We start from the raw sequence: 23,778 nt of genomic DNA, 5'->3' as shown, positions 1-23,778 counted from the left end.
CTTGGTGAGGATTTGATAGGTGTGCTGTGGCGTGGGCCGCCGCGCCCGCCGAGCAGCTCGCGCTGCGCGGCAAGACCGAGAAGATGACCCGCATCCGGCAGACCATCGCCCGCCGGATGGTCGAGTCGCTGCAGGTCTCGGCGCAGCTCACCACCGTGGTCGAGGTCGACGTCACCAAGATCGCGCGGCTCCGCGACCGGGCCAAGGCCGACTTCCAGGCCCGCGAGGGCGTGAAGCTGTCGTTCATGCCGTTCTTCGCGCAGGCGACGGTCGAGGCCCTCAAGGTCCACCCCAAGCTCAACGCCGTCATCAACAGCGAGACCAACGAGGTCACCTACCACGACGTGGAGAACCTCGGCCTCGCCGTCGACGTGCCCGAGCGCGGCCTGATGGTCCCGGTCGTCCACAACGCCGGCCAGCTCAACCTGGGCGGCCTGGCGCAGCGGATCGCCGACCTGGCCGAGCGGACCCGCACCAACAAGGTCAGCCCGGACGAGCTGGCCGGCGGCACGTTCACGCTGACCAACACCGGCAGCCGCGGCGCGCTGTTCGACACGCCGATCCTCAACCAGCCGCAGGTCGGCATGCTCGGCACCGGCGCCGTCGTCAAGCGCCCCGCCGTCATCGAGGACCCGGAGCTGGGCGAGGTCATCGCGGTGCGCTCGATGATGTACCTGGCGCTGAGCTACGACCACCGCCTCATCGACGGCGCCGACGCGGCCCGCTTCCTGGGCACGATCAAGCACCGTCTCGAGGAGGGCAACTTCGAGGCCGAGCTCGGCCTCTGAGCCCCGCCCTCGCGGCCGTCCGAGGACCCCGCCGTTCCGTCCGGAGCGGCGGGGTCCTCCCGTATGGGGGCGGCGGCCCGTTCTAGGGTGGCGGCATGAAGGTGGTCGTGTCCGGAGCGAGCGGACTCATCGGTACGGCCCTCGTGCGCGCGCTGCGGCTCGACGGGCATCGGGTGGTGCGGCTCGTACGGCGGCCCCCCGCCGATCCCGACGAGGCGCGCTGGGACCCGCGCGGCATGGTCGGTCCCGCGGCCCTGGAGGGCGCCGCCGCCGTCGTCCACCTGGCCGGGGCCGGGGTCGGCGACCGGCCGTGGACGCCGGCGCGCAAGCGGCTGATCCGGGAGAGCCGGATCCAGGGGACGCGGACGCTCGCCGAGGCCGTCGCACGGGCCGGGCCGGACGTGTTCGTCTCGGGCTCCGCGATCGGGTACTACGGCGGCACCGGCGGCCGGGAGACCGACGAGTCCGGCCCGCTCGGCGAGGGGTTCCTGGCCGAGCTGGTCCGCGACTGGGAGGCCGCGGCCGCCCCGGCGGCGGAGGCGGGCGTACGGGTCGTCCATCCGCGCACCGGTGTGGTGCTGACGGCCCGCGGCGGCTACCTCGGGCGGACGCTCCCGCTGTTCAGGCTCGGTCTCGGCGGACCGCTGGGGAACGGCCGCCAGTGGCTCAGCTGGATCACGCTGCACGACACGGTGGCGGCGCTGAAGCACCTGATCGGGACGCCCGGCACGGAAGGCACAGAGGGTATGGCGGGCCCGGTCAATCTCGTCGCCCCGAACCCGGTCACCAACGCCGCGTACACCAGGGCGCTCGGCCGCGCCCTGCACCGGCCCGCGGTCGTCCCCGTCCCGGCGGTCGCGCTGCGCGCGGCGCTGCGCGGCTTCGCGGACGAGGGGGTGCTGATCAGCCAGCGGATCGTGCCGCGGCGGCTGGAGGAGACCGGTTTCGCGTTCGCCCACCCGGAGCTCGGCGGGGCGCTGAAGGCCGCCCTGAAGGACCGGTGAGCGAGGACCGGTGAGCGCGGCCGGATCCCCGCCGCCGAGATTTCCGAAAGTCACCCTCAGCGCTCGATCATGCCCGTACGGTGAGCTTCATGAGCACCGACGGACAGCCCCACATCCTCGCCATCGGCGGCGGCGACTTCGTCCCCGACGACCGCGACGGGATGGTCCCGAGCCCCCTGATGCGCTACGCGCTCGACCTCACCGGCCAGGACCGGCCCCGGATCTGCTTCCTGGCCACCGCCTGCGGCGACGACCAGGCGCGCATCGGGCGCGCGTACGCCGCGTTCAGCCGGCTGGACGCCGAGGTGAGCCATCTGGCCCTGTTCCCGATGCCGAACGTGCCCGGCATGCGCGCGCACCTGCTCGCCCAGGACCTCGTGTACGTGTTCGGCGGCAGCGTGGTCAACCTGCTGGCGGTCTGGCGGGCGCACGGCCTCGACGAGATCATGCGCGCGGCCTGGGAGTCGGGCGTCGTGCTGGCCGGGCAGAGCGCGGGCGCGCTGTGCTGGCACGCGGGCGGCACCACCGACTCCTACGGGCCGCGGCTGCGGGCGGTGACCGGCGGGCTGGGCCTGCTGCCGTACTCCTGCGGCGTCCACTACGACAGCGACGAGCAGCGGCGCCCGCTGCTGCAGCAGCTCGTCGGGGAGGGCACGCTGCCCGGCGGGTACGCGGCCGACGAGGGCGTCGCGCTGCACTACGTGGGCACCGAGTTCGTGCAGGCCGTCTCGTACGTCCGGGGCGCCGGCGCCTACCGCGTGGAGCCGGACGGGCCCGGCACCGCCAAGGAGAGCCGGATCGACCCGCGGCTGCTCGCCGACCTCTGAGGCATAAGCTGAGGGGCGTGAGCGAGGTAGACGTACGCGCGACGGCGCGCGAACTGGTCATCGTGCATGTGGGCTTCGGGGCGGCGGCGGTGCCCTACGAGGACGGCTGGGACCTGCAGCGGCGCACCCACGAGCGCCGGGTGAACGACGAGATCCCCGACACCGTGCTGCTGCTGGAGCACCGCCCGGTCTACACGGCGGGCAAGCGCACCGAGGCGCTGGACCGCCCGTTCGGCGACCCCGGCGCCCCGGTGGTGGACGTGGACCGCGGCGGCAAGATCACCTGGCACGGCCCCGGGCAGCTCACCGGGTACCCGATCGTGAAGCTGCCCGACCCGGTGGACGTCGTCGCCTACGTCCGGCTGCTGGAGCGGATGATGATGGACGTCTGCGCCGAGTTCGGCCTGGAGACGGTCACCGTCGAGGGCCGCAGCGGGCTGTGGGTGCCCGGGACGCCCGACCGCAAGATCGGCTCCATCGGGATCCGGGTGTCGCGCGGCGTGGCGATGCACGGGTTCATGCTCAACTGCGACAACGACCTCGGCTGGTTCGACCGGATCGTCCCGTGCGGCATCCGCGACGCGGGGTCCACCTCGCTCAGCGCCGAGCTGGGCCGCGAGGTCGGCGTGGCCGAGGTGACCCCGCTGGCCGAGCGGCACCTGGCGAAGGTGCTGGGCGCGGAGGGCTACGTCCACCGCACCATCGCGCAGCTCTGACGGCCCCGGCGGGCGGCGGCTAGCCGCGCTCGGCCATCACCTTGTAGACGGCCTGGCCGTCGTCGGCCGCCGCCCGGAAGAACCGGGCCAGGCCGCCGTACGCCGGCTCCAGCGTCGCCGGGTCGGGCCCGAGGGCGGCGGCGTCCTGCACGCCGGCGGCGGCCATGGCGGCCGGGTCGTACCGGCCGGCGAGCTCCGCGTACGGTGTGGCCGCCAGCTGGTCGGCGGCGGGCTTCACCCGGTCGGGCGCCAGGTAGATGACGTCGGCGCCCAGCTCGCCCGTCCCGTCCTCGGTCAGCAGCCGGCCGCCGCAGACCACGTCGGCCTCCGGCGGGCGCCCGTCCCACGGGTCGCCGGTGATCAGGTAGTGCAGCGCCTGCCAGCCGCCGCCCAGGTCCAGGACGCAGGGGGCGGGCTGCCTGCGCCGCCAGTCGGAGGCACCGAAGATCAGGCGGGCGATCGCGCCCGGATCCCGCTCCCCTTCCAGCACGGGCGGCACCCTGAGGTACGACATGGCCAGGCCCACGGTGGATCCTCCTGCTGACGTCTCTGCTTGGCGACAGGGAGTCACCTTAGGAGATCAGGTGGTGTCCATGGGAGAAACCCTGATATCGGCCTGGTTGCGAAGTGTGATCTTCATTGCGGATGTGGGGGCACCGGGCATCGGGACGTACCCTGAAGGAGTGACGACGGTGACACCCGAGGGGCGCAAGCTCCTGCGCATTGAAGCCCGCAACAGCCAGACCCCGATCGAGCGCAAGCCCGAATGGATCAAGACCCGGCTGAAGATGGGGCCTCAGTACCGGGAGCTCATCGGCCTGGTGAAGTCCGAGGGCCTGCACACGGTCTGCCAGGAGGCGGCCTGCCCCAACATCTTCGAGTGCTGGGAGGACCGCGAGGCCACGTTCCTCATCGGCGGCGACCAGTGCACCCGGCGCTGCGACTTCTGCAACATCGACACCGGCAGGCCGGCGGCGCTGGACCGCGACGAGCCGCGGCGGGTGGCCGAGTCGGTGCGGACCATGGAGCTCCGGTACGCCACCGTCACGGGCGTCGCGCGCGACGACCTGGAGGACGGCGGCGCCTGGCTGTACGCCGAGACCGTCCGGCAGATCCACGCGGCCGTCCCCGGCTGCGGCGTCGAGCTGCTGATCCCCGACTTCAACGCCCGTCCCGAGCAGCTGGCCGAGGTCTTCTCCTCCCGCCCGGAGGTGCTGGCGCACAACGTCGAGACGGTGCCGCGGATCTTCAAGCGGATCCGTCCCGGCTTCCGGTACGAGCGCTCGCTGGAGGTCATCACCCGCGCCCGCGAGGCCGGGCTGGTCACCAAGTCCAACCTCATCCTGGGCATGGGCGAGACCCGCGAGGAGATCTCCGAGGCGCTGCGCGACCTGTACGAGGCCGGCTGCGAGCTGATCACCATCACGCAGTACCTGCGGCCGACCCCGCGGCACCACCCGGTGGAGCGCTGGGTCAAGCCCGAGGAGTTCGTGGAGCTGAACGCGGAGGCCGAGGAGATCGGGTACGCGGGCGTGATGTCGGGGCCGCTCGTGCGCTCCAGCTACCGCGCGGGCCGCCTCTACAAGCAGGCGATCGAGGCGCGCAGCAGCTGAGCGGCGCGTCCGGCGGCGTTCCCCGGAACCCGGACAAGGTCCAGACCGGACTATCCTTGTAGGCATGTCGAAAAAGCCCACGGACGGAGGCCAGGAGCGTCCGGGCCGCCTCAAGCAGATCCGCATGGTCGCCCAGGTCCTCCGGCAGGCCGACCCGAAGGCCCTGCCGATCGTGTTCGCGTCGGCGATCGGGACCCTGGTCGTCGTCATCCTGATCGGGCTGATCTTCGGCCAGCTGTGGTTCTTCATCCCGCTGGGGGTCCTGGCCGCGGTCGCCGTGGGCATGATCGTGTTCGGCCAGCTGGCGCAGCGCGCGCAGTACAAGGTGATCGCCGGGCAGCCGGGGGCGGCCGCCGCGATCCTGAAGAACATGCGCGGCGGCTGGACGGTCACCGAGGCGGTGAGCGGCAACCGCAACCTGGACATGGTGCACCGCGCGGTCGGCCGCCCCGGCGTGATCCTGGTGTCCGAGGGCCCGCGCAACCGGGTGGGCCCGCTGCTGGGCGCGGAGAAGAAGCGCATCTCCCGCGCGGCCCAGCAGGTCCCGATCTACGACGTGCAGGTCGGTGAGGAGGAGGGCCAGATCCCGGTCGGCAAGCTCCAGCGCCACCTGATGAAGCTGCCCCGCAACCTCACCAAGGGCCAGGTCGCCGAGCTGAACGACCGGCTGCAGGCCCTCCCCCGCAACATGCAGATGCCCAAGGGCCCCATCCCCAAGGGCGCCCGGATGCCGAAGGGCCCCAAGCCCAAGACCCGCTGAGGCGTCCGGCCCGGAACGAGGAAAGCGCCCCGAGGGGCGCTTTTTTCGTGCGTGCGGCTAGAAGTTGACGACGACCGTGTTGGCGGCGCGGTCGTGCAGGCCGCGGTAGTCGCGGTCCCAGACCAGCGCGGGCACGACCAGCAGGAGCAGGAACGTCCGCGCCAGCGACCAGAGCGGCCCGACCGGGCGGCCGTCGAGGCGGACGACCCGGATGCCGGCCAGCCGCTTGCCGATGGTGGTGCCGAGCAGCCCGGTCAGCAGCCAGACCATGACGCCGAACACGACGAGCGTCCACATGCTGCGCTGCGCAGGCTCCCAGTCGAACGCCCGGGTCAGGAAGGTGGCGATCAGCAGGGACACGCCCCAGTCGACGAAGAGGGCCACCAGCCGGCGGCCGTAGCCGGCGACGGCGCCGCTGCCCTTCTCCGGCAGGCCCAGCCGCGTCCCCGGCGTACCGAGGTCGGCCCCGGCCGAGCGGGCGCCTCCCAGCCACGTCTGCGTCCACCGCGTCCCCGCGGCCGGGCGCTCCTTACCGGTGCTCATGACCATACGGTATCCGCTACCTGGCCGGGCTCTTACCCGGCCCCGGGCAGGACCCCGTGGGGACGTGACGCAAACCACAGAGTGATGCGTAACACAGCCGAAACATACGGGACACGGCCGGGAAACGGCCGGTTCCTAGGCTGCCGGGAGCCGTAAAGCGCCCCAAGGAGGCTGGATGTTCAGCAGCGCCGATGAGGTCCTGAGCTTCATCAGGAACGAGGACGTGCGTTTCGTCGACTGCCGGTTCGTGGACCTGCCGGGCAAGATGCAGCACTTCACGTTCCCCGTGGAGAGCTTCGGCGAGAGCGTCTTCACCGAGGGGCTGATGTTCGACGGGTCGTCGGTCCGCGGGTTCCAGGAGATCCACGAGTCCGACATGCTCCTGCTGCCCGACCCGGGCACCGCGGTGCTCGACCCGTTCCGGCAGCACAAGACGCTGATCCTGAACTTCTTCGTGCACGACCCGCTGACCGGCGAGGCCTACAGCCGGGACCCGCGCAACGTCGCCAAGAAGGCCCAGGACTACCTGCGCGGCACCGGGATCGCCGACACCTGCTACTTCGGCCCCGAGGCGGAGTTCTACATCTTCGACGACGTCCGCTTCGAGACCAAGGAGAACGCGGGCTACTACTTCCTCGACTCGATCGAGGGCGCCTGGAACACCGGCCGCGAGGAGCCCGGCGGCAACCTGGGCGCCAAGCCCCCGTACAAGGGCGGCTACTTCCCGGTCCCGCCGATGGACCACTACACCGACCTGCGCTCGGAGATGGTCGCCCAGCTGATCGCCTCGGGCATCCAGGTCGAGATGCAGCACCACGAGGTCGGCACCGCCGGCCAGGCCGAGATCGACTTCCGCTTCGACACGCTGCTGAAGACGGCCGACAACCTGCTGCTCTACAAGTACATCGTGAAGAACGTCGCGCGCGCCGCCGGCAAGACCGTGACGTTCATGCCCAAGCCGATCTTCGGTGACAACGGCTCGGGCATGCACTGCCACCAGTCGCTGTGGAAGGACGGCTCGCCGCTGTTCTACGACGAGGTCGGCTACGCGGGCCTGTCGGACAACGCGCGCTACTACATCGGCGGCCTGCTCAAGCACGCGCCGTCGCTGCTGGCGTTCACGAACCCGACGGTCAACTCGTACCACCGCCTCGTCCCCGGCTTCGAGGCCCCGGTCAACCTGGTCTACTCGCAGCGGAACCGGTCGGCCTGCATCCGGGTGCCGATCACCGGCTCCAACCCGAAGGCCAAGCGGATCGAGTTCCGGGTGCCCGACCCGTCCTGCAACCCGTACCTGGCGTTCTCGGCGATGCTGATGGCCGGCCTGGACGGCATCAAGAACAAGATCGAGCCCGCCGAGCCGGTCGACAAGGACCTCTACGAGCTGCCGCCGGAGGAGGCCCGCGCGATCCCGCAGGTGCCCGGCTCGCTGGAGGGCGTCCTGGACTCGCTGGAGGCCGACCACGACTACCTGCTGGAGGGCGGCGTCTTCACGCCGGACCTGGTCGAGACGTACATCGCGATGAAGCGCGAGTTCGAGATCGACCCGATCCGCCTCCGCCCCCACCCCCACGAGTTCGAGCTCTACTACGACATCTAGGCCGCGTGGCCGGCCCGCCGGAGCCCCCGCCGTCCTTCCGGGCGGCGGGGGCTCCGGCTTGCGGGAAGAACGCGGGGGCGGTCCTGGTTTGCGATGATCGGGGAGCGCGGACGATCAGCGCGAACCATCACCGGGCGAGCGAGGGAGCTCCTGATGACCGCCGTGAACGTGAAGCGGACCGACGACGGGTTCGAGGCGACCAACGACCGCGGGGCGCGGGTCGCGATCGGGTCCGGCGACGAGGAGGGCGTGTTCACGCCCGTGGAGCTGCTGCTGGCGGCGCTGGGCGGGTGCGAGATCGTGACGGTGGAGCCGCTGACGGCCAAGCGCGGGCACCGGCTGGTGCGGCTGGCCGCGACGGTGTCGGCCGACAAGATCGCCACCAGCACGCTGGGCACGATCCGGATCGAGTACGACGTGGAGCTGCCCGACGGTCCCGAGGGCACCGCGAAGGCGGACGAGGTCTTCAGGGCCGTGGCCAAGCGGGTCAACGAGCGCTACTGCACCGTCGGCAACGCGCTCAAGGAGCCGATGAAGGTGGAGCAGATCCTGCCCTAGCCGCAGGTGGTGCCGTTCCGGGGGACGTCGCCTTCCAGGAGGTAGCGGTCGACGGCCTTGCGGACGCAGGCGTTCCCGGTGCCGTACGCGCCGTGCCCCTCGCCCTTGAGGCTGAGGAGGGCGGCCTTCCCGCCGAGTTCGCGGGTGAGGGCGGGCGCCCAGGCGTACGGGGTGGCGGGGTCGCCGGTGTTGCCGACGACGAGGATGGGCGCGGCGCCCGGGGCGCTCACCTCGCCGGCGTCGCGGTCGCCCTTGACCGGCCATCCGGTGCACTGGAGGAGGCCCCAGGCCATCGAGGGCCCGAAGACCGGTGACGCCTTCGTGAAGCGCGGGACCAGCCGCCGCACCTGGTCGAGGGTGTGGCGTTCGGCGGTGTCGGCGCAGGTGATGGCGGTGTTGGCGGCGACGGAGTTGGTGTAGCGGCCGTCCGGGCGGCGGCCGAGCTGGAGGTCGGCGAGGGCGAGCAGCTTGCTCCCGTCCTCCGCGTCGGCGGCCTCGGTGAGGCCCTCGCGCAGCACCGGCCACAGGTCGGCGGAGTAGAGCGCGGCCATGACGCCGGTGACGCCGAGGCTCTGGGTGAGGGTCCGGCCCGCCGGGTCGCCGGTGGGCAGCGGCCGGGCGTCCAGCCCGCCGAGGATACCGCCCACCTTCGCGAGCACCTGTTCCCCGTCGCGGCCGAGCGGGCAGGCGGTCGTGCCCTGGCCCGCGCAGGACGCGGCGAACGCGCCGAGCGCGCGCTGGAACGCGGCGGTCTGCTGGAGGTCCAGCTCCACGTCGCCGATCCTGGTGTCCACGGCGCCGTCCAGGACGGCCCGCCCGACCGTGCGCGGCTTCTGGTGGGCGTAGCTGCCGCCGAGCCACGTCCCGTACGAGATCCCGAAGTAGTGCAGCCGCGCGTCGCCCAGGACGGTGCGGACCACGTCCAGGTCGCGGGCGGCGGAGGGCGTCCCGACGTACGGCAGGACGCGGCCGGCGCGGGCCTGGCAGCCCTTGTCGTAGGACAGCCGCGCGTCGAGGAAGGCGCGCTCCTCGGCGGCGTTGTCGGGCGAGTCGTCCATGGCGGTGAGCTCGTCCATCCGCCGGTCGTCGACGCAGGTGACGGGGGCGCTGCGGCCCACCCCGCGCGGGTCGAGGCCCACCAGGTCGTACCGGGTGCGGAGGCGCTCGTACCGGTCGAGGGACTCGGCGAGCGCGTCGACGCCGGAGCCGCCCGGGCCGCCGAAGTTGAAGACCAGCGACCCGATCCGCTCCCCCGGGCCGGTCGCGCGGGCGCGGATGAGGGCGAGGCTGATGGTGTCGCCGTCCGGCTCGGAATAGTCCAGCGGGACGGTGACGGTCGCGCATTCGGGGGCGGGCGCGGGCGCCGGCGAGCGGGACGGGGAGCCGGTGCGCGCCCGCAGGTCGCGGCACGGCCCCCAGGACGGGCGCTGCCCGGTGATCGCGGCCGGCAGCCGGTCCTCGGGGCCCGGGTCCGGGGGCTCGCCGCCGCCGCCCGAGCAGGCCGGCAGCGCGCACAGGACGAGGGCCGACAGGGCCGCGGAGGCCGCGCCCGTGCGTCCCATCACCCCTCCGTTCCGATCACGGGGGGACGCTGCTGGCCTACCCATCGTCCTGGAGAACGATGCGTGCGGACCCCTGACCTCGGTCTACTCCGCGACCCCGAGACGCCTCACCCGAAAGTCCGGATCCCGCGCCAGGGTCGTACTACTCAGGTCTGAGAGCAAGACCGTCCGCGCCGGTGATCTCAAAAGGACGGCCGCGCGGCAGAGTTGCGAGCATGGCGCAAATCGCCCCGCCGCCCCCCGGCGGCCGCACCGACCAGGTCCGCGAGGCCACCCCGCCGCGGACCGCACGGCCGCCGCTCCCGCGGGCGCTCACCGCGCCGCCGCTGTGGCGGGAGCTGCTGCTGATCGCCCTCTTCTACGCCGCCTACTCGCTGACGCGCATCGTCCTGGTCCAGGACGGGCCCGCGCAGGCGTTCGCGAACGCCGACCGGATCCTCGGGTTCGAACGCGCCATCGGGATCGACATCGAGCTGGCGATGAACCAGACGCTGCTGTCGGTGTCCTGGCTGGCGCGCACCGCCAACGTCTTCTACGCCACCGCGCACTTCGCGGTGACGCTCGCGGTGGTGGTGTGGATCTACCGGAGCCGGCCGCACGACTACCGCTGGCTGCGCACGGGGCTGATGGCCGCCACCGGGCTGGCGCTGATCGGCTTCTGGCTGTTCCCGCTCGCGCCGCCGCGCTTCCTGGGGGACGAGGGCTTCGTCGACCCGGTCACCGCGCTGAACTCGCTGGGCCTGTACTCGGGCGACGCCTCGGGGTCGTTCACCAACCAGTACGCGGCGATGCCGTCGATGCACGCCGGCTGGGCGCTGTGGTGCGGGTTCGCGCTGGTGCGGCTGGCCACCCGGCGCTGGCTGAAGGCGCTGGGCGTGCTGTACCCGCTGACCACGGTCGCGGTCATCCTCGCCACGGCCAACCACTACCTGCTGGACGCGGTCGCCGGGATCGCGCTGATCGCCGGCGCGCTGGCGGTGTCGTGGCTGCTGTACCACCGCTACCCGGCGCAGCTGAGGCGGCTGGGGGCGCGGGCGGCGGCCCCGGTGCTGCGGCACGCCGCGTTCCTGCTGATCGTGCCGCCGCGCGCGAAGGCTCCCGCGCCGGCCCCGGAGACCGTCGGGGGCGTCTCCGGGGCCCGGCCGGGCAGGGCCGCGGACGTCCCGAAGCAGGCGGCCCGTGACCGGGCGGCCCGTGATCAGGTGACGCCGTAGAAGACGCGGTCGACGACGGCCCTGGCCCGGCGGGCGTGCCTGCGGTAGTCCTCCAGCAGGTCGCCCGTCCCGGGGTAGCCGAGGACGCGGGCGGCGGCGCTGCGCTCCTTGTGGTGGTCGGTCGGCAGCAGGTCGGAGGCGCGGCCCCGGACGAGCATCACGGTGCCGCGGATGCGGGTCGCCAGCCGCCACGCCTCCGCCAGGACGGTGGCGTCCTCGGCGTCGAGGAGGCGGGCGGCGGCCGCCGCGTCCAGGGCCGCCAGCGTACGGGTGGTGCGCAGGGCGGGGACGTCGTGGCCGTGCCGGAGCTGGAGCAGCTGGACGACCCATTCGACGTCCGACAGCCCGCCCGGCCCGAGCTTGGTGTGCAGCCTGCGGTCGACGCCGCGCGGGAGCCGCTCGGACTCCATCCGGGCCTTCAGCCGCCGGATCTGCCGTACGGCGTCGTCATCGATGCCGTCCTCGGGGAAGCGGACCGGGTCGATCAGGGCGCGGAACCGCTCGCACAGCTCCGGGTCGCCGATGATCGCGTCGGCGCGCAGCAGCGCCTGGCTCTCCCAGGGGGCCGACCAGCGGGCGTAGTACGCGGCGTACGAGGCGAGCGTGCGCACCAGCGGCCCCTGCCGGCCCTCGGGCCGCAGGTTGGGGTCGATCTCCAGCGGCGGGTCGGGGGCGGGCAGCGCGAGCAGCCGGCGCAGCTCCTCGGCCACCGCGTGCGCGGCGCGGCCCGCCTCCCGCTCGTCGGCGCCCGGCAGCGGGTCGTGCACGAACATCACGTCGGCGTCGCTGCCGTAGCCCAGCTCGTGGCCGCCGAACCGGCCCATCGCGACGACCGCCATCCGCGTCGGCAGCGGCTCGCGGCGCTCGGCCTCCATCTCGTCGATGGCGGCCCGGAGGGCGGCCTCGACGGTCACGGCGGCGATGTCGGTGAGCGCCTCGCCGACCTCCCGTACGCCGGTGAGGTCGAGCAGGTCGGCGACCGCCACCCGGAACAGCTCGCGGCGGCGCAGCCCGCGCACGACGGCGACGGCGTCCTCGGCGGAGGCCCTGGCGCCCCCTTCGGCGGACGCGCCCGGCTCGGTACGGCGGCGGACGGCGGCCAGCGCCTCGGTGCGCAGCGCCTCGTACGGGCGGGGTGCCAGCTCGGCGGAGTCGCCGAGCATCGTCACCGCCTCGGGGGCGCGCAGCAGCAGGTCGGTGGCGTACCGGCTGGAGCCGAGCACCCACGCCATCCGCTCGGCGACGGTCACCTCGTCGCGGAGCAGCCGCAGGTACCAGGGGGTGGTGCCGAGGGCGTCGCTCACCTGCCGGAACCCGAGCAGGCCCGCGTCGGGGTCGGGCGCGTCGGCGAACCAGCCGAGCATCACCGGCAGCAGGGTCCGCTGGATCGCGGCGCGGCGCGAGACGCCCGCGGTGAGCGCCTCGATGTGCCGCAGCGCCCCGGCCGGGTCGTTGTAGCCGAGCGCGACGAGCCGGGTCCGGGCGGCCTCGGGGGTGAGCCGGGCCTCCTGCCCGGGGAGCCGCGCGACGGCGCGCAGCAGCGGCCGGTAGAAGAGCTTCTCGTGGATGCGGCGGACCTCGCGGGCGTGCCGCCGCCACAGCGCGGTGAACTCGCCGACCGGCTCGGTGCGCAGGCCGAGGGCGCGGCCTAGGCGGCGCAGGTCGGCGGGGTCGTCCGGCACCGTGTGGGTGCGGCGCAGCCGGTGCAGCTGGACGAGATGCTCGACGCGGCGCAGGAACCGGTACGCCGAGGTGAGGGCCGCGGCGTCGTCGCGCCCCACGTACCCGCCCGCCGACAGCGCGGTGAGCGCGCCCAGCGTGCCGGCGCCGCGCAGCGTCTCGTCGGCGCGGCCGTGCACGAGCTGGAGCAGCTGGACGGCGAACTCGACGTCCCGCAGCCCGCCGGGGCCGAGCTTGAGCTGCCGGTCGGCCTCGGGGTCGCGCTCGTTGAGGTGGGCCTCGACCCGGCGGCGCATGCCCTGGACGTCCTCGACGAAGCCCTCCCCCGCCGCGGCCTTCCAGATCAGCGGGGTGATCGCCGCCAGGTAGCGCTCGCCCAGCTCCGCGTCGCCGGCCACCGGGCGGGCCTTGAGCAGGGCCTGGAACTCCCAGGTCTTGGCCCAGCGCTCGTAGTAGGCGCGGTGGCTGGCCAGGGTGCGCACCAGCGGCCCGGCCTTGCCCTCGGGGCGCAGTCCGGCGTCCACCTCCCAGAGGGCGCCCTCGGGGGTGCTGGTGGAGCAGGCGCGCATGAGCGCCGAGGCGAGCCGGGTCGCGGTCCGCAGCGCGGCGTCCTCGCCCGTGCCCTCGCCGTCGCGGGCCTCCGCCACGAAGATCACGTCGACGTCGCTGACGTAGTTGAGCTCGCGGCCGCCGCACTTGCCCATGCCGATCACCGCGAGCCGGCAGGACGCGTGCCCGGGCACCTCGGCGCGGGCGACGGCGAGCCCGGCCTCCAGCGCCGCCGCGGCCAGGTCGGCCAGCTCGGCCGCCACCGCCGCGACGTCCGCGACGCCGGCCAGGTCGCGGCCGGCCAGGGCCAGCAGGTGCCACCGGTACTCCGCCCGCAGCGCCACCAGCACCGCGGTGCCCGCCTCCGCGGCGACCGGCTCGGCGGCGTCCGGATCGGCGCCCACGGCCGCCAGCAGCGCCGCGCGGAGCCCGGCGGCGCCGGGGGCGGGCTGGAGCGCTCCAGCCTCGTCCAGCGCCCGCCAGTGGCCCGGATGCCGGACGAGGTGGTCGCCGAGGGCCGCGCTCACGCCGAGGACGGCGGGCAGCCGCTCGCGGACGGTGCCGTCCTTGCCGAGCGCCGCGCGCAGCTCGCCGCCCTCCCCCGCCGCGTCGGCCGCCGCCAGGAGCCGCAGCAGGCCGTCCAGCGCCAGGTCGGGGTCCGCCGTACCGCCGAGGGCGTCCAGCGCGTCGTCGTCGAGGGCGGTGCCCGCGCGGGCGGCCTCCAGCAGCGCGCGCTCGGCGCGGCCTGCGTCGGTGAACCCGAGCCGGGCCAGCCGGCCGGTCAGGGAGGGACGGCGGTCGGATGTCCACGGCTCGCTCACGGCCTCAACCGTAATCCGGTACGGCCCGCCGCCGAGCGCGATCGGGCCCCCGGAAAGGTTGCGATTTCGCTGCGTTACCCTCACCATCGCCCCCGACCAGGCGTTACGCCGCTGGCCGGTGGCGGCCGGGAGGGGCCGGGCCGGCTACAGGACGGCGAGCAGCCGCCGGCGCTCGAACTCGGTGACCTGGCGGCGGTACTCCTCCCACTCCGCGCGCTTGTTGCGCAGGAAGAAGTCGAAGACGTGCTCGCCCAGCACGTCCGCCATCAGCTCGCTGCGCTCCATCGCGTGGATCGCCTCGTCCAGGCTCTGCGGGAGCGGCTCGATGCCCATCGCGCGGCGCTCGGCCGAGGTCAGCGCCCACACGTCGTCCTCGGCGCCGGCGGGCAGCTCGTACCCCTCCTCGATGCCCTTGAGGCCCGCGCCCAGGATGGCGGCGAACGCCAGGTACGGGTTCGCGGCGGTGTCCAGCGACCGGAACTCGATCCGCGTCGCGTGGCCCTTCTGCGGCTTGTACATCGGGACGCGGACCAGCGCGGACCGGTTGTTGTGCCCCCAGCAGATGTACGAGGGGGCCTCGCCGCCGGCGCCCGCCGTGGAGCCGACGCCGCCCCACAGCCGCTTGTACGAGTTGACGAACTGGTTGCACACCGCGGTGAGCTCCGCCGAGTGCCGCAGCACGCCCGCGATGAACGCCCGGCCGACCTTGGAGAGCTGGAACTCGGCGCCCGGCTCGTAGAAGGCGTTGCGGTCGCCCTCGAACAGCGACATGTGGGTGTGCATGCCCGAGCCCGGGTGCTCGGTGAACGGCTTCGGCATGAACGAGGCGTTCACCCCCTGCTCCAGGGCGACCTCCTTCATGACCAGCCGGAACGTCATGATGTTGTCGGCGGTGGTGAGCGCGTCGGCGTACCGCAGGTCGATCTCCTGCTGGCCGGGGCCGCCCTCGTGGTGGCTGAACTCCACCGAGATGCCCATCGCCTCCAGCATCGTGATCGCGTTGCGCCGGAAGTCGTGCGCCGCGCTGTGCGGGGTGTGGTCGAAGTAGCCGCCGGCGTCCACCGGCTCGGGCTCGCCGCCGTCCTCCGGCTTGTCCCTGAACAGGTAGAACTCGACCTCGGGATGGGTGTAGAAGGTGAAGCCGAGATCGGCGGCCCGGGCCAGGGCGCGCTTGAGCACGTACCGCGGGTCGGCGAAGCTGGGCGTGCCGTCCGGCATCAGGATGTCGCAGAACATCCGCGCCACGCCGGGCGCCTCGCTGCGCCAGGGCAGCACCTGGAACGTGGACGGGTCCGGCTTGGCGATCATGTCGGCCTCGTACACCCGGGCGAAGCCCTCGATGGCCGAGCCGTCGAAGCCGATGCCCTCGGCGAACGCCCCCTCCAGCTCGGCGGGCGCCACCGCCACCGACTTCAGGAACCCGAGCACGTCGGTGAACCACAGCCGGATGAAGCGGATGTCGCGCTCCTCCAGCGTGCGGAGCACGAACTCCTGCTGACGGTCCAAGGCCCTCTCCTCTGACGACGCCGTGCCCGCGTCCGGCCCGTTCCCGGTGGTCTTCCCGGTGCGCGAGGGCCGGCGTTTCCGCAGGTGCTGACAGGTCTGGCTAGCTTGCAGTATGCCCGGCGGCTGTTACCGCGACGTTACGTACGACGATCGCCGCTTCGGCCTGGAGCGAAACCACCCATAACACCGTTCCAAACTCTGCCATACATCCCGGGATGCCCCGCACCGCGCGCGGGCGGGGCATCCCGGCGCGGTTCAGCCGGCGTCCCCGCCGGCCTCGCGGGCGTCCCCGACGCGGGCGGCGGCCGGGTCCAGGACGCGGGACAGGAACGTCCGGGTGCGCTCGTGCCGCGGGTCGGAGATCACCTGGGCGGGCGGGCCCTCCTCGACCACGACGCCGCCGTCCATGAACACCACCCGGTCGGCCACCTCGCGGGCGAAGCTCATCTCGTGGGTGACGACCAGCATGGTCATCCCCTCCTCGGCCAGCTCCCGCATGACGCCCAGCACGTCCCCGACCAGCTCGGGGTCCAGCGCGGAGGTCGGCTCGTCGAAGAGCATCACCTCCGGGCCCATGGCCAGCGCGCGGGCGATCGCCACGCGCTGCTGCTGGCCGCCCGACAGCTGCGCCGGGTACGCCCCGAACTTGTCGGCCAGCCCGACCCGTTCCAGCACCTCCCGCGCGGTCTTCTCGGCCTCCGCCTTGCCGCGCTTGAGCACCTTCCGCTGCGCGATGGTGACGTTCCCGAGCGCGGTGAGGTGCGGGAAGAGGTTGAACGACTGGAACACCATGCCGATCCGGCGGCGGACGGCGTCGATGTCGACCTCCGGGTCGGTGACCTCGGCGCCGGCGACCCGCACCGTCCCCTTCGTCGGCTCCTCCAGCAGGTTCACGCAGCGCAGCAGGGTGGACTTGCCCGACCCGGACGGGCCGATCACGCAGACCACCTCGCCCGGCTCGACGTGGAAGTCGATGCCGCGCAGCACCTCGTTGGCCCCGAACGACTTGTGCAGATCCCTGATCTCGATCGCGCCCCGCTCGCCGGGCGCCGCGGCCGTGTTCTCCGGCTCGCTCATCGGGTCCCCCTCCGCTGCCGGGCCTCCAGCCGCCGCGCCAGCAGGCTCAGCGGGATCGTGAGCAGCAGGTAGCAGATGCCGGCCACGATGATCGGCGTGGTGTTGCCCTGCTGGCCCGCCAGGTCGCGGCCGAACTTCGTCAGCTCGCGCTGCTCCAGCGTGACGCCCAGGAAGAGCACCAGCGAGGAGTCCTTGCACAGCAGCACCAGCTGGTTCGTCAGCGGCGGGATGATGATCCGGAACGCCTGCGGGATGATGATCGAGACCATCGCCCGGCCGTGCGACATGCCCAGCGAGCGGGCGGCCTCCAGCTGGCCGCGCGGCACCGCCTCGATGCCGGCCCGGATCGTCTCGGCCATGTACGCGGTCGCGGTCAGGCCGAGCGCCAGGCCCGCCTGCCCGGCGACGCCGCCGGGGACGTTCGCCCCGGGGAAGGCCAGCGGCACGCCGACACCGACGAAGATGAAGATCAGCAGCAGCGGCAGCCCGCGGAAGATCTCGATGTAGACGGTGGCGAACCAGCGGTACGGGGCCACCGACGACAGCCGCATCAGGGCCACCACGAGCCCCGCCACCAGGCCGAGCACGAAACCGAGCCCGGTGTAGACGGCCGTGTTGAGCAGCCCGACCGTGATGATCTCCGGGAACAGCTCCTTCGCCACGTCCAGGTTGGCGAAGTTGGCCCGCAGCTGCGGCCAGTCGGCCAGCAGCACGATCACCAGCACCACCGCGAAGAACAGCGTGTACTGGCCGCCCAGGCTGAGCCGGCGGCGGCGCCGCCGGGACATGCCCGACGGCGCCGCGGTCTTCACGGGCTCGGCCGTCACGGCGTACCGCCGCCCGATCCGTCGGTCTTGGGCATCGGGCCGAGCCACTTCTCGTACATCTGCTTGTACGTGCCGTTCGCCTTCGTCTCGGCGATGACCTGGTTGGTCAGCTCGACGAGCTTGGGGTTGTGGCCCTTGCGGATCCAGAACCCGTACTGCTCACCGGTCTCCAGGTTGGCCACGATCGAGTACTTGGCGGCGGTGGCGGGGTCCTTCAGCCAGACCCGCACGACCGGGTCGTCCTGCACGATCACGTCGACCTGGCCGGTGCGCAGCCCGTCCAGCTCGGCCGTCGAGTTGTCGAAGGAGCGGGGGTCGAAGCCCTTGCCCTTGACGAAGTCCTCGCCGGTGGTGGACGCCTGGGAGCCGAGCTTGAGCTTCTTGGTCTTGACGTCGTCCAGCGAGGTGATCCCGCTGTCCTTCTTGGCCAGCAGCGCCTGGGTGGCGTCGAAGTAGGGCTTGGACACGTCCATGAACTTGGTCCGGTCCGGCGTGATCGTCATGCCGCCCATGACGATGTCGCACTTGCCGGCGTTCAGCGCCGAGCCGGTCTTCATGGTCTCGAACGGGGTGTCCACGATCTTGTGGGTGACGCCCAGCTTCTTGGCCACCAGGTCGATCATGTCCACGTCGAACCCGACCACCTTGCCGCCCTTCTCCTCCTGGAAGGGCGGGTAGGGCAGGTGGGTGCACGAGGTCAGCGACCCCTTCTTGATGAGCTTGACGCCCTGCACCGTGGCGCCCTCGTCGCCGCCGCAGGCCGTCGCGGCCGCGAGCGTGAGGGCGACCGCCGCCGTTCCCAGCGCGAGGCGCCGGGGGGTTGGTACGGACACGATTCCTCCTGATTTTATGCAGACCGCCGGACCCTACCGCGCGGCGCGCCGGCGGGGCGGCCCGCCTCCCCCTTCCATTTCCCGAAATTTGACGTGGCGATCATCGGTCCGGTCTCGGAATGATCAATAACGTGGTTCCCGTCGTGGACGCCTCACTGCTTCTCTCGCTCACCGACCGCGCCGCCTCGCTGGCCGCCCCGTCGGTCATGCGCGCCGACGCCTGGAAGCTCGGCGAGCGGGTCGACGCCTGGGCCCGCGGCCGCGGCCTGGTGCTGGGCGACCCGGACACCTCGCCGCTCGGCCGGGCCCGCTGCGAACGCCTCGCCGCCCGCCTCTTCCCCACCGCCGAACCCGCCCGTGTCGAGCTGTTCGCCCGCTGGCTGACCTGGACGTTCGCGCTGGACGACACGCTCGACGAGACCTCGGTCGCGGGCAGCGCCACCAGCGTCGACGCGGTGTTCGAGGACCTCACGAGGGCGCTGCGCCGCGGCCACGCCAGCCCGGGGGCGCGCCCGCTGGAGACCACGGTCGTGGAGCTGTGGCAGGCCACCGCCCGGCTGATGAGCCGCGAGTGGCGCCGCCGCTTCCTGGCCCATCTGGACGAGCACCGCGCGGGCTGCGCCGAGCAGGCCGTGCACCGCCGGATCCGGCGGCTGCCCGCGCCGGGCGAGTACGCGGCGCTGCGCCGCCGCGGCGCCGCCCCGTACCTGTACGACCTGGTGGAGGCCGTCCTCGGGGTGGAGCTGCCGGAGCGGCTGCTCGGGCTGCCGGCGTTCCAGGACCTGCTCCAGGGCACCGCCGACGTGCTCACCTGGTCGAACGACGTCGCCTCGTACGGCCGCGAGTCGGTCCTCGGCGACGCGCACAACCTGGTGATCGTGCTGTCGGCCACGTACGGCGTCGATCCCGCCCGGGCCGGCGCCCGGGTCGCCGAGCTCATAGCGGCCCGCTCCGACGGGGTGCTGGCCCGGGCGCGGGCGATGGTCGGCGTGATCGACAGGCTGCGGCTCGGCCCGGCCGAGAGCGGCGCCGCCCGCCAGGTCGTCCGCGTCCTGCTGGGGGCGCCGCGGGCGCACATCGACTGGCTGGCCGAGTCGGGCCGGTATACCTCGGGATCGAACGGGCATCGTCTGGACGCGCTGGCCTCGCTCCGCTGACCGCGGGGCGGGACTGGCACGGAACGGCACTTCTCGTCATAATGACGATACTCATTCGTCTGCTTTAGGCTGGTTGACGTGGCACAGCTTCGGATCGCTCTCGCACAGGTGAACCCGACGGTCGGCGATTTGGAGGGCAACGCCGGCCTCATCGTGGAATGGACGCGGCGCGCCGCCGACGCCGGCGCGCACCTGGTCGCCTTCCCCGAGATGGCGCTGACCGGGTACCCCGTCGAGGACCTGGCCCTGCGCTCCTCCTTCGTCGAGGCGTCCCAGCGCGCCCTGGAGGACGTCGCCCGCCGGCTCGCCGGCGAGGGGCTCGGCCATGTCCCCGTCGTCACCGGCTACCTCGACCGCCGCCCGCTCAGCCTGCTGCGCGCCGGCATGCCCGCCGGCTCCCCGCTCGACGCCGCCGCCTGGCTGCACCAGGGCGAGGTCCTCGTCCGCTCCGCCAAGCACCACCTGCCCAACTACGGCGTCTTCGACGAGTACCGCATCTTCGTCCGCGGCGACACGCTGCCCGTCGTCCGGGTGAACGGCGTGGACGTCGCCACCGTCATCTGCGAGGACCTCTGGCAGGACGGCGGCCCCGTCAGCGTCACCTCCACCGCCGACGCCGGACTGCTGCTGGCCGTCAACGCCTCCCCGTACGAGCGCAACAAGGACGACTTCCGCCTCGAACTGTGCGCCGACCGCGCCCGCGAGGCCGGCTGCGCGCTCGCGTACGTCAACATGGTCGGCGGCCAGGACGAGCTGGTCTTCGACGGCGACTCCCTCATCGTCGGCGCGGACGGCGCGCTGCTCGCGCGCGCCCCGCAGTTCGTCGAGCACCTGCTGCTCGCCGACCTCGACCTGCCCGCCGCGTCCCTGGAGCCGGTCACCGGCACCGTCAACGCGGGCGACGGCACCATGATCACCATCGACCACCGGGTGGTGGACGAGGAGGTCCTGCCCGCGTACGAGCCGGTCCCGCCCGCCGCCACCGAGCCCCTCCCCGACCTGGCCGAGGTCTACGGCGCGCTCGTCCTCGGCACCCGCGACTACGTCCGCAAGAACGGCTTCCGCTCGGTCCTGCTCGGCCTGTCCGGCGGCATCGACTCCGCCCTGGTCGCGACCATCGCCGCCGACGCGATCGGCCCCCAGGACGTGCACGTCGTCCTGCTGCCCAGCCGCTACTCCACCGAAGGCTCGGTCACCGACGCCGAGGACCTGGTCAAGCGCCAGGGGCTGCACTCCCGGATCGTCCCGATCCGCGGCATGGTGGACGCGTTCGAGGCCGAGCTCGACCTGCACGGCCTGGCCGCCGAGAACCTCCAGGCCCGCATCCGCGCCAACGTCTGGATGGGCCTGTCGAACGAGCACGGCCACCTCGTCCTGACCGGCGGCAACAAGAGCGAGCTGGCCACCGGCTACTCCACCCTGTACGGCGACTCCGCCGGCGGCTTCGGCCCCATCAAGGACCTGACCAAGACGATGGTCTGGGCCCTCGCCCGCTGGCGCAACACCCAGGTCGGCTCGGACCTGCCCTTCCTCCACCCCTTCGAGGAGGAGCCCATCCCCGAGGCCATCATCGTCAAGGAGCCCTCGGCCGAGCTGCGCCCCGACCAGAAGGACCGCGACACGCTCCCGCCGTACGACGTCCTCGACCCCCTCCTGGTCGACTACGTCGAGCGCGACATGGGCCGCGACTCCCTGGTCGCGGCCGGCCACGACCCCGCCCTCGTGGACCGCGTCATCCGCCTGGTCGACCTCGCCGAGTACAAGCGCCGCCAGTACCCGCCGGGCCCCAAGATCACCGCCAAGAACTTCGGCCGCGACCGGCGCCTGCCCATCACCAACCGCTGGCGGGAGCCCGCCCGCGGCTAGCGCGACCCGCCAGGGCGCGCCGCGTCACGCTCGGTGGTGGTTCTGACCCGGCCAGGTGGTCTCCGGCTCGTACGGGTCGGGGTCCACGCCGGGGACGGTCTGCTCGCACCAGACGACCTTGCCGGTGGAGGTGCGGCGGGTGCCCCAGCGGTGGGCGAGCTGGCTGACGACCAGGAGGCCGCGGCCGTTCTCGTCGTCATCCGCGGCGTGCCGGAGGCGGGGCAGGGCGGCCGAGTGGTCGCGGACCTCGCAGACCAGGGTGCGCTCCAGGAGGAGGCGCAGCTCGATCGGCTTCTCCGGGGCGTACCGGAACGCGTTGGTGATCAGCTCGGAGACGATCAGCTCGGTCGTGTAGACCAGCTCCTCCAGGTCCCACTCCTCCAGCTGCGCGCGGACCAGGCCGCGGGCGCGGCGGACGGCGGCCGGGTCGGACGGCAGGGTCCAGGACGTCCACTTGTCGTCGGGCAGGCGGCGCAGCCGGGCCAGCAGGACGGCGATGTCGTCGCGGTGGTGGTCGGCGTACACGCCGGCGAGGGTGGCCTTGGCGAGGTCCTCCATGGAGCGCTCGGCGGTGCCGGGGCCGAAGATGCCGCGGAGCCGGGCCAGCCCGTCGTCGATGTCGCGGCCGCGGTTTTCGACCAGGCCGTCGGTGTAGATGACGAAGACGCTGCCGTCCTCGACCGCGAACTCGCGGCTCTCGATGGTGGCGGTGCCGGCGACGCCCAGCGGCGGGGCGGGCGGTATCCGCAGGTACTCGTTGTCGCCACCGGGGCCCACCAGCAGCGGCGGCAGGTGGCCGGCCGAGGCGACCTCCAGGGTGCCGGAGGTGGCGTCGTACACGGCGTACACGCAGGTGGCGAAGTGCGGCTCCTGCTCGCCGAGCTCGATCATCAGCTCGTGCATGACGTGCAGCGCGTCGGCGGGCGGCAGTTCGAGGTTGGCCAGCGTGTGCAGCGCGGTGCGCAGCCGGCCCATGGTGACGGCGGCGCGCACGCCGTGCCCGGCGACGTCGCCGACGATCAGCGCGACCCGGGCGCCGGGCAGCGCGATCGACTCGTACCAGTCGCCGCCGACCTCGACCAGCTTGCTGCCGGGCAGGTAGCGGTGCCGCACCTCGACCGAGGAGGGCGCCGACAGCCGGTGCGGCAGCAGGCTGCGCTGCAGCGCGAGGGCGGTGGCGCGTTCCCGGCTGAACAGCCGGGCGTTGTCGATGACGATGGCGGCGCGGGCCGCGAACTCCATGCCGATCTCGACGTCGTAGGCGTCGAAGCGGCGGAAGCCGGGCACCCGGGTGCAGGCGATGAAGCCGAGCAGGGTGTCGCGGGCGATCAGCGGCAGCAGCACCATCGAGACGCCGGTGAGCAGCTCGCCCGCCGGGTTGCGGCGCCAGCGTGCGGCGATGTCGCCGGCCACGGCCGCGTCGACGTGCGGCAGGTGGACGGGCTGCGCGGACTCCAGGACCTCGCGGTACGGGGTGCCCTCGGGGTAGACGAGCACCTCGCCGACCGGGAACGTGGCCGTCCACATGGGGTTGCCGTCGTCGGAGGTGACCGCGATGCGGCGCAGCACCGCCGCGCCCGACTCGCTGTGCACCTCGTCGGCCGCCACCAGGCTCTCCAGCACCAGGACCGAGGCCGTGGTGCAGTAGTGCGGGACGATGACGTCGACCAGGCCCTTGGCGGACTGGTCGAGGTCGAGCGAGGCGCCGAACCGGGTGAGCGGATCGTCCATCAGGGCGCGCCGCATGAGGGCCGGGTCCTGGTAGCGCTCGCTGGGCGGCAGCGGCACCCGCACGTGCAGCAGCCCCATCGGCGCCTCGCCGCCGACCATGGGCTGCGCGGTGATGACGGCGTCGGCCGACGGGGCGCCGCCGTTGGCGGCGATGCCCTGGCCGCCGCGGCGGACCGGGAGCACGGCGGTGCGCTCCTGGCCGGCGGCGATGGCCTCCAGCAGCGCCTCCATGTCGGCCTTGGCCTCGTCGTCGACGAGCTCGCCGGGAGTGCGGCCGATCAGGTCGCCGGGCGCGTGCCCGAGGACGGCCGGCGCGTTGGGCCCGCACTGGACGATGCGCCGCGTCCCGTCGATCGCCAGGACCAGGGTGCGGGACGCGGAATCGGCGGTGGGCGCGTCGCCGCGCGACGCCATGACGGATCTCACCAGACGCGCTCCAGACAACCGGTCGTCCTATCACTCCCAGCGACAGTATGAGGCATGAGGCACGATCCAGGGAGAAGATCACAGCGCACTGGGCGAAATGGTGCAGAACTTCTAACTATG

At 73.1% G+C, this 23,778-nt stretch carries 19 protein-coding genes and 1 pseudogene; 11 read left to right on the top strand and 9 right to left on the bottom strand.

Going from position 1 to position 23,778, the window contains the following annotated elements:
• Nucleotides 1–62: 62 nt before the first annotated feature.
• From AB0881_RS33880 to lipB, 4 genes and pseudogenes are all read left to right on the top strand, one after another.
• Nucleotides 63–788, top strand: a pseudogene (locus AB0881_RS33880) (2-oxo acid dehydrogenase subunit E2); the annotation flags it as partial.
• Between the two features lie 95 nt (nt 789–883).
• On the top strand, nt 884–1,792 hold the full coding sequence (locus tag AB0881_RS33875) for a TIGR01777 family oxidoreductase (RefSeq protein ID WP_366623665.1): 909 nt from the start codon (nt 884–886) through the stop codon (nt 1,790–1,792).
• Nucleotides 1,793–1,881: 89 nt separating this feature from the next.
• Entirely contained in the window at nt 1,882–2,619 is a 738-nt protein-coding gene (locus AB0881_RS33870) for a peptidase E (protein WP_366623663.1), read from the top strand.
• A gap of 17 nt (nt 2,620–2,636) precedes the next feature.
• Nucleotides 2,637–3,335, top strand: a complete 699-nt coding sequence (lipB, locus tag AB0881_RS33865; RefSeq protein WP_366623661.1) for a lipoyl(octanoyl) transferase LipB — start codon at nt 2,637–2,639, stop codon at nt 3,333–3,335.
• 19 nt (nt 3,336–3,354) lie between these two features.
• Here lipB and AB0881_RS33860 read toward each other — a convergent pair whose 3' ends face one another.
• Nucleotides 3,355–3,861: a DUF1877 family protein gene (locus AB0881_RS33860; protein ID WP_366623659.1), complete on the bottom strand. Its 507-nt coding sequence runs from the start codon at nt 3,859–3,861 to the stop codon at nt 3,355–3,357.
• 157 nt (nt 3,862–4,018) lie between these two features.
• Here AB0881_RS33860 and lipA point away from each other — a divergent pair, with 157 nt between their 5' ends.
• A complete protein-coding gene (gene lipA / locus AB0881_RS33855; protein WP_366623657.1) occupies nt 4,019–4,948 on the top strand; it encodes a lipoyl synthase in 930 nt (309 codons plus the stop codon).
• A gap of 64 nt (nt 4,949–5,012) precedes the next feature.
• The gene (locus AB0881_RS33850) at nt 5,013–5,708 is read left to right on the top strand and encodes a DUF4191 domain-containing protein (RefSeq protein ID WP_366623655.1); all 696 of its coding nucleotides are present in this window, start codon (nt 5,013–5,015) and stop codon (nt 5,706–5,708) included.
• A 57-nt stretch (nt 5,709–5,765) separates the two neighbouring features.
• Here the strand turns inward: AB0881_RS33850 and AB0881_RS33845 are convergent, their stop codons facing one another.
• Nucleotides 5,766–6,251: an RDD family protein gene (locus AB0881_RS33845; protein ID WP_366623653.1), complete on the bottom strand. Its 486-nt coding sequence runs from the start codon at nt 6,249–6,251 to the stop codon at nt 5,766–5,768.
• A 175-nt stretch (nt 6,252–6,426) separates the two neighbouring features.
• On the opposite strand from AB0881_RS33845, the gene glnA (AB0881_RS33840) reads away from it, so the two are divergent.
• Nucleotides 6,427–7,851, top strand: a complete 1,425-nt coding sequence (gene glnA, locus AB0881_RS33840) for a type I glutamate--ammonia ligase (RefSeq protein WP_366623651.1) — start codon at nt 6,427–6,429, stop codon at nt 7,849–7,851.
• Between the two features lie 153 nt (nt 7,852–8,004).
• On the top strand, nt 8,005–8,409 hold the full coding sequence (locus tag AB0881_RS33835) for an OsmC family protein (RefSeq protein WP_366623649.1): 405 nt from the start codon (nt 8,005–8,007) through the stop codon (nt 8,407–8,409).
• On the opposite strand, the gene AB0881_RS33830 is transcribed toward AB0881_RS33835, so the two are convergent.
• Nucleotides 8,406–9,971: an alpha/beta hydrolase gene (locus AB0881_RS33830; RefSeq protein WP_366623647.1), complete on the bottom strand. Its 1,566-nt coding sequence runs from the start codon at nt 9,969–9,971 to the stop codon at nt 8,406–8,408. The genes AB0881_RS33835 and AB0881_RS33830 overlap by 4 nt on opposite strands.
• 215 nt (nt 9,972–10,186) lie before the next feature.
• Between AB0881_RS33830 and AB0881_RS33825 the strand changes: the two genes are divergently transcribed.
• Entirely contained in the window at nt 10,187–11,185 is a 999-nt protein-coding gene (locus AB0881_RS33825; RefSeq protein ID WP_366623645.1) for a phosphatase PAP2 family protein, read from the top strand.
• Here the strand turns inward: AB0881_RS33825 and AB0881_RS33820 are convergent.
• The 5 genes from AB0881_RS33820 to AB0881_RS33800 form a co-directional block, all read right to left on the bottom strand.
• Nucleotides 11,170–14,235, bottom strand: coding sequence for a bifunctional [glutamine synthetase] adenylyltransferase/[glutamine synthetase]-adenylyl-L-tyrosine phosphorylase (locus AB0881_RS33820; RefSeq protein WP_366623643.1), 3,066 nt, complete (start codon nt 14,233–14,235; stop codon nt 11,170–11,172). The genes AB0881_RS33825 and AB0881_RS33820 overlap by 16 nt on opposite strands.
• A gap of 144 nt (nt 14,236–14,379) precedes the next feature.
• On the bottom strand, nt 14,380–15,741 hold the full coding sequence (glnA, locus tag AB0881_RS33815; protein ID WP_366623641.1) for a type I glutamate--ammonia ligase: 1,362 nt from the start codon (nt 15,739–15,741) through the stop codon (nt 14,380–14,382).
• Between the two features lie 255 nt (nt 15,742–15,996).
• Nucleotides 15,997–16,818: an amino acid ABC transporter ATP-binding protein gene (locus tag AB0881_RS33810; protein WP_366623639.1), complete on the bottom strand. Its 822-nt coding sequence runs from the start codon at nt 16,816–16,818 to the stop codon at nt 15,997–15,999.
• A complete protein-coding gene (locus tag AB0881_RS33805) occupies nt 16,815–17,645 on the bottom strand; it encodes an amino acid ABC transporter permease (RefSeq protein ID WP_366623638.1) in 831 nt (276 codons plus the stop codon). The genes AB0881_RS33810 and AB0881_RS33805 overlap by 4 nt, the downstream gene beginning before the upstream one ends.
• Entirely contained in the window at nt 17,642–18,478 is an 837-nt protein-coding gene (locus AB0881_RS33800) for a transporter substrate-binding domain-containing protein (protein ID WP_366623636.1), read from the bottom strand. Before AB0881_RS33800 ends, AB0881_RS33805 begins: the two co-directional genes overlap by 4 nt.
• Nucleotides 18,479–18,609: 131 nt before the next feature.
• Here AB0881_RS33800 and AB0881_RS33795 point away from each other — a divergent pair, with 131 nt between their 5' ends.
• Nucleotides 18,610–19,635: a terpene synthase family protein gene (locus tag AB0881_RS33795; protein ID WP_366623634.1), complete on the top strand. Its 1,026-nt coding sequence runs from the start codon at nt 18,610–18,612 to the stop codon at nt 19,633–19,635.
• A gap of 78 nt (nt 19,636–19,713) precedes the next feature.
• Complete coding sequence (locus AB0881_RS33790; protein ID WP_366623632.1) at nt 19,714–21,501, top strand: NAD+ synthase; 1,788 nt, start codon at nt 19,714–19,716, stop codon at nt 21,499–21,501.
• A 24-nt stretch (nt 21,502–21,525) separates the two neighbouring features.
• On the opposite strand, the gene AB0881_RS33785 is transcribed toward AB0881_RS33790, so the two are convergent.
• Nucleotides 21,526–23,658 (bottom strand): SpoIIE family protein phosphatase, encoded by a 2,133-nt coding sequence (locus AB0881_RS33785; protein WP_366623630.1) that lies wholly within the window; start codon nt 23,656–23,658, stop codon nt 21,526–21,528.
• Nucleotides 23,659–23,778: the final 120 nt, after the last annotated feature.

Origin of the sequence: Spirillospora sp. NPDC029432 (assembly GCF_040703975.1) — a bacterium.
Lineage (GTDB): Bacteria > Actinomycetota > Actinomycetes > Streptosporangiales > Streptosporangiaceae > Spirillospora.
Note: the sequence above shows the minus strand (reverse complement) of the source record. Positions and strands in the feature narration are given on the sequence as shown.

Bases quoted from the DNA above. Each gene is read 5' to 3' on its own strand.
- AB0881_RS33875 (WP_366623665.1), top strand. From the start codon at position 884: ATGAAGGTGGTCGTGTCCGGAGCGAGCGGACTCATCGGTACGGCCCTC.
- AB0881_RS33870 (WP_366623663.1), top strand. From the start codon at position 1,882: ATGAGCACCGACGGACAGCCCCACATCCTCGCCATCGGCGGCGGCGAC.
- AB0881_RS33850 (WP_366623655.1), top strand. From the start codon at position 5,013: ATGTCGAAAAAGCCCACGGACGGAGGCCAGGAGCGTCCGGGCCGCCTC.
- AB0881_RS33845 (WP_366623653.1), bottom strand. From the start codon at position 6,251: ATGAGCACCGGTAAGGAGCGCCCGGCCGCGGGGACGCGGTGGACGCAG.
- glnA (WP_366623651.1), top strand. From the start codon at position 6,427: ATGTTCAGCAGCGCCGATGAGGTCCTGAGCTTCATCAGGAACGAGGAC.
- AB0881_RS33835 (WP_366623649.1), top strand. From the start codon at position 8,005: ATGACCGCCGTGAACGTGAAGCGGACCGACGACGGGTTCGAGGCGACC.
- AB0881_RS33830 (WP_366623647.1), bottom strand. From the start codon at position 9,971: ATGGGACGCACGGGCGCGGCCTCCGCGGCCCTGTCGGCCCTCGTCCTG.
- AB0881_RS33825 (WP_366623645.1), top strand. From the start codon at position 10,187: ATGGCGCAAATCGCCCCGCCGCCCCCCGGCGGCCGCACCGACCAGGTC.
- AB0881_RS33810 (WP_366623639.1), bottom strand. From the start codon at position 16,818: ATGAGCGAGCCGGAGAACACGGCCGCGGCGCCCGGCGAGCGGGGCGCG.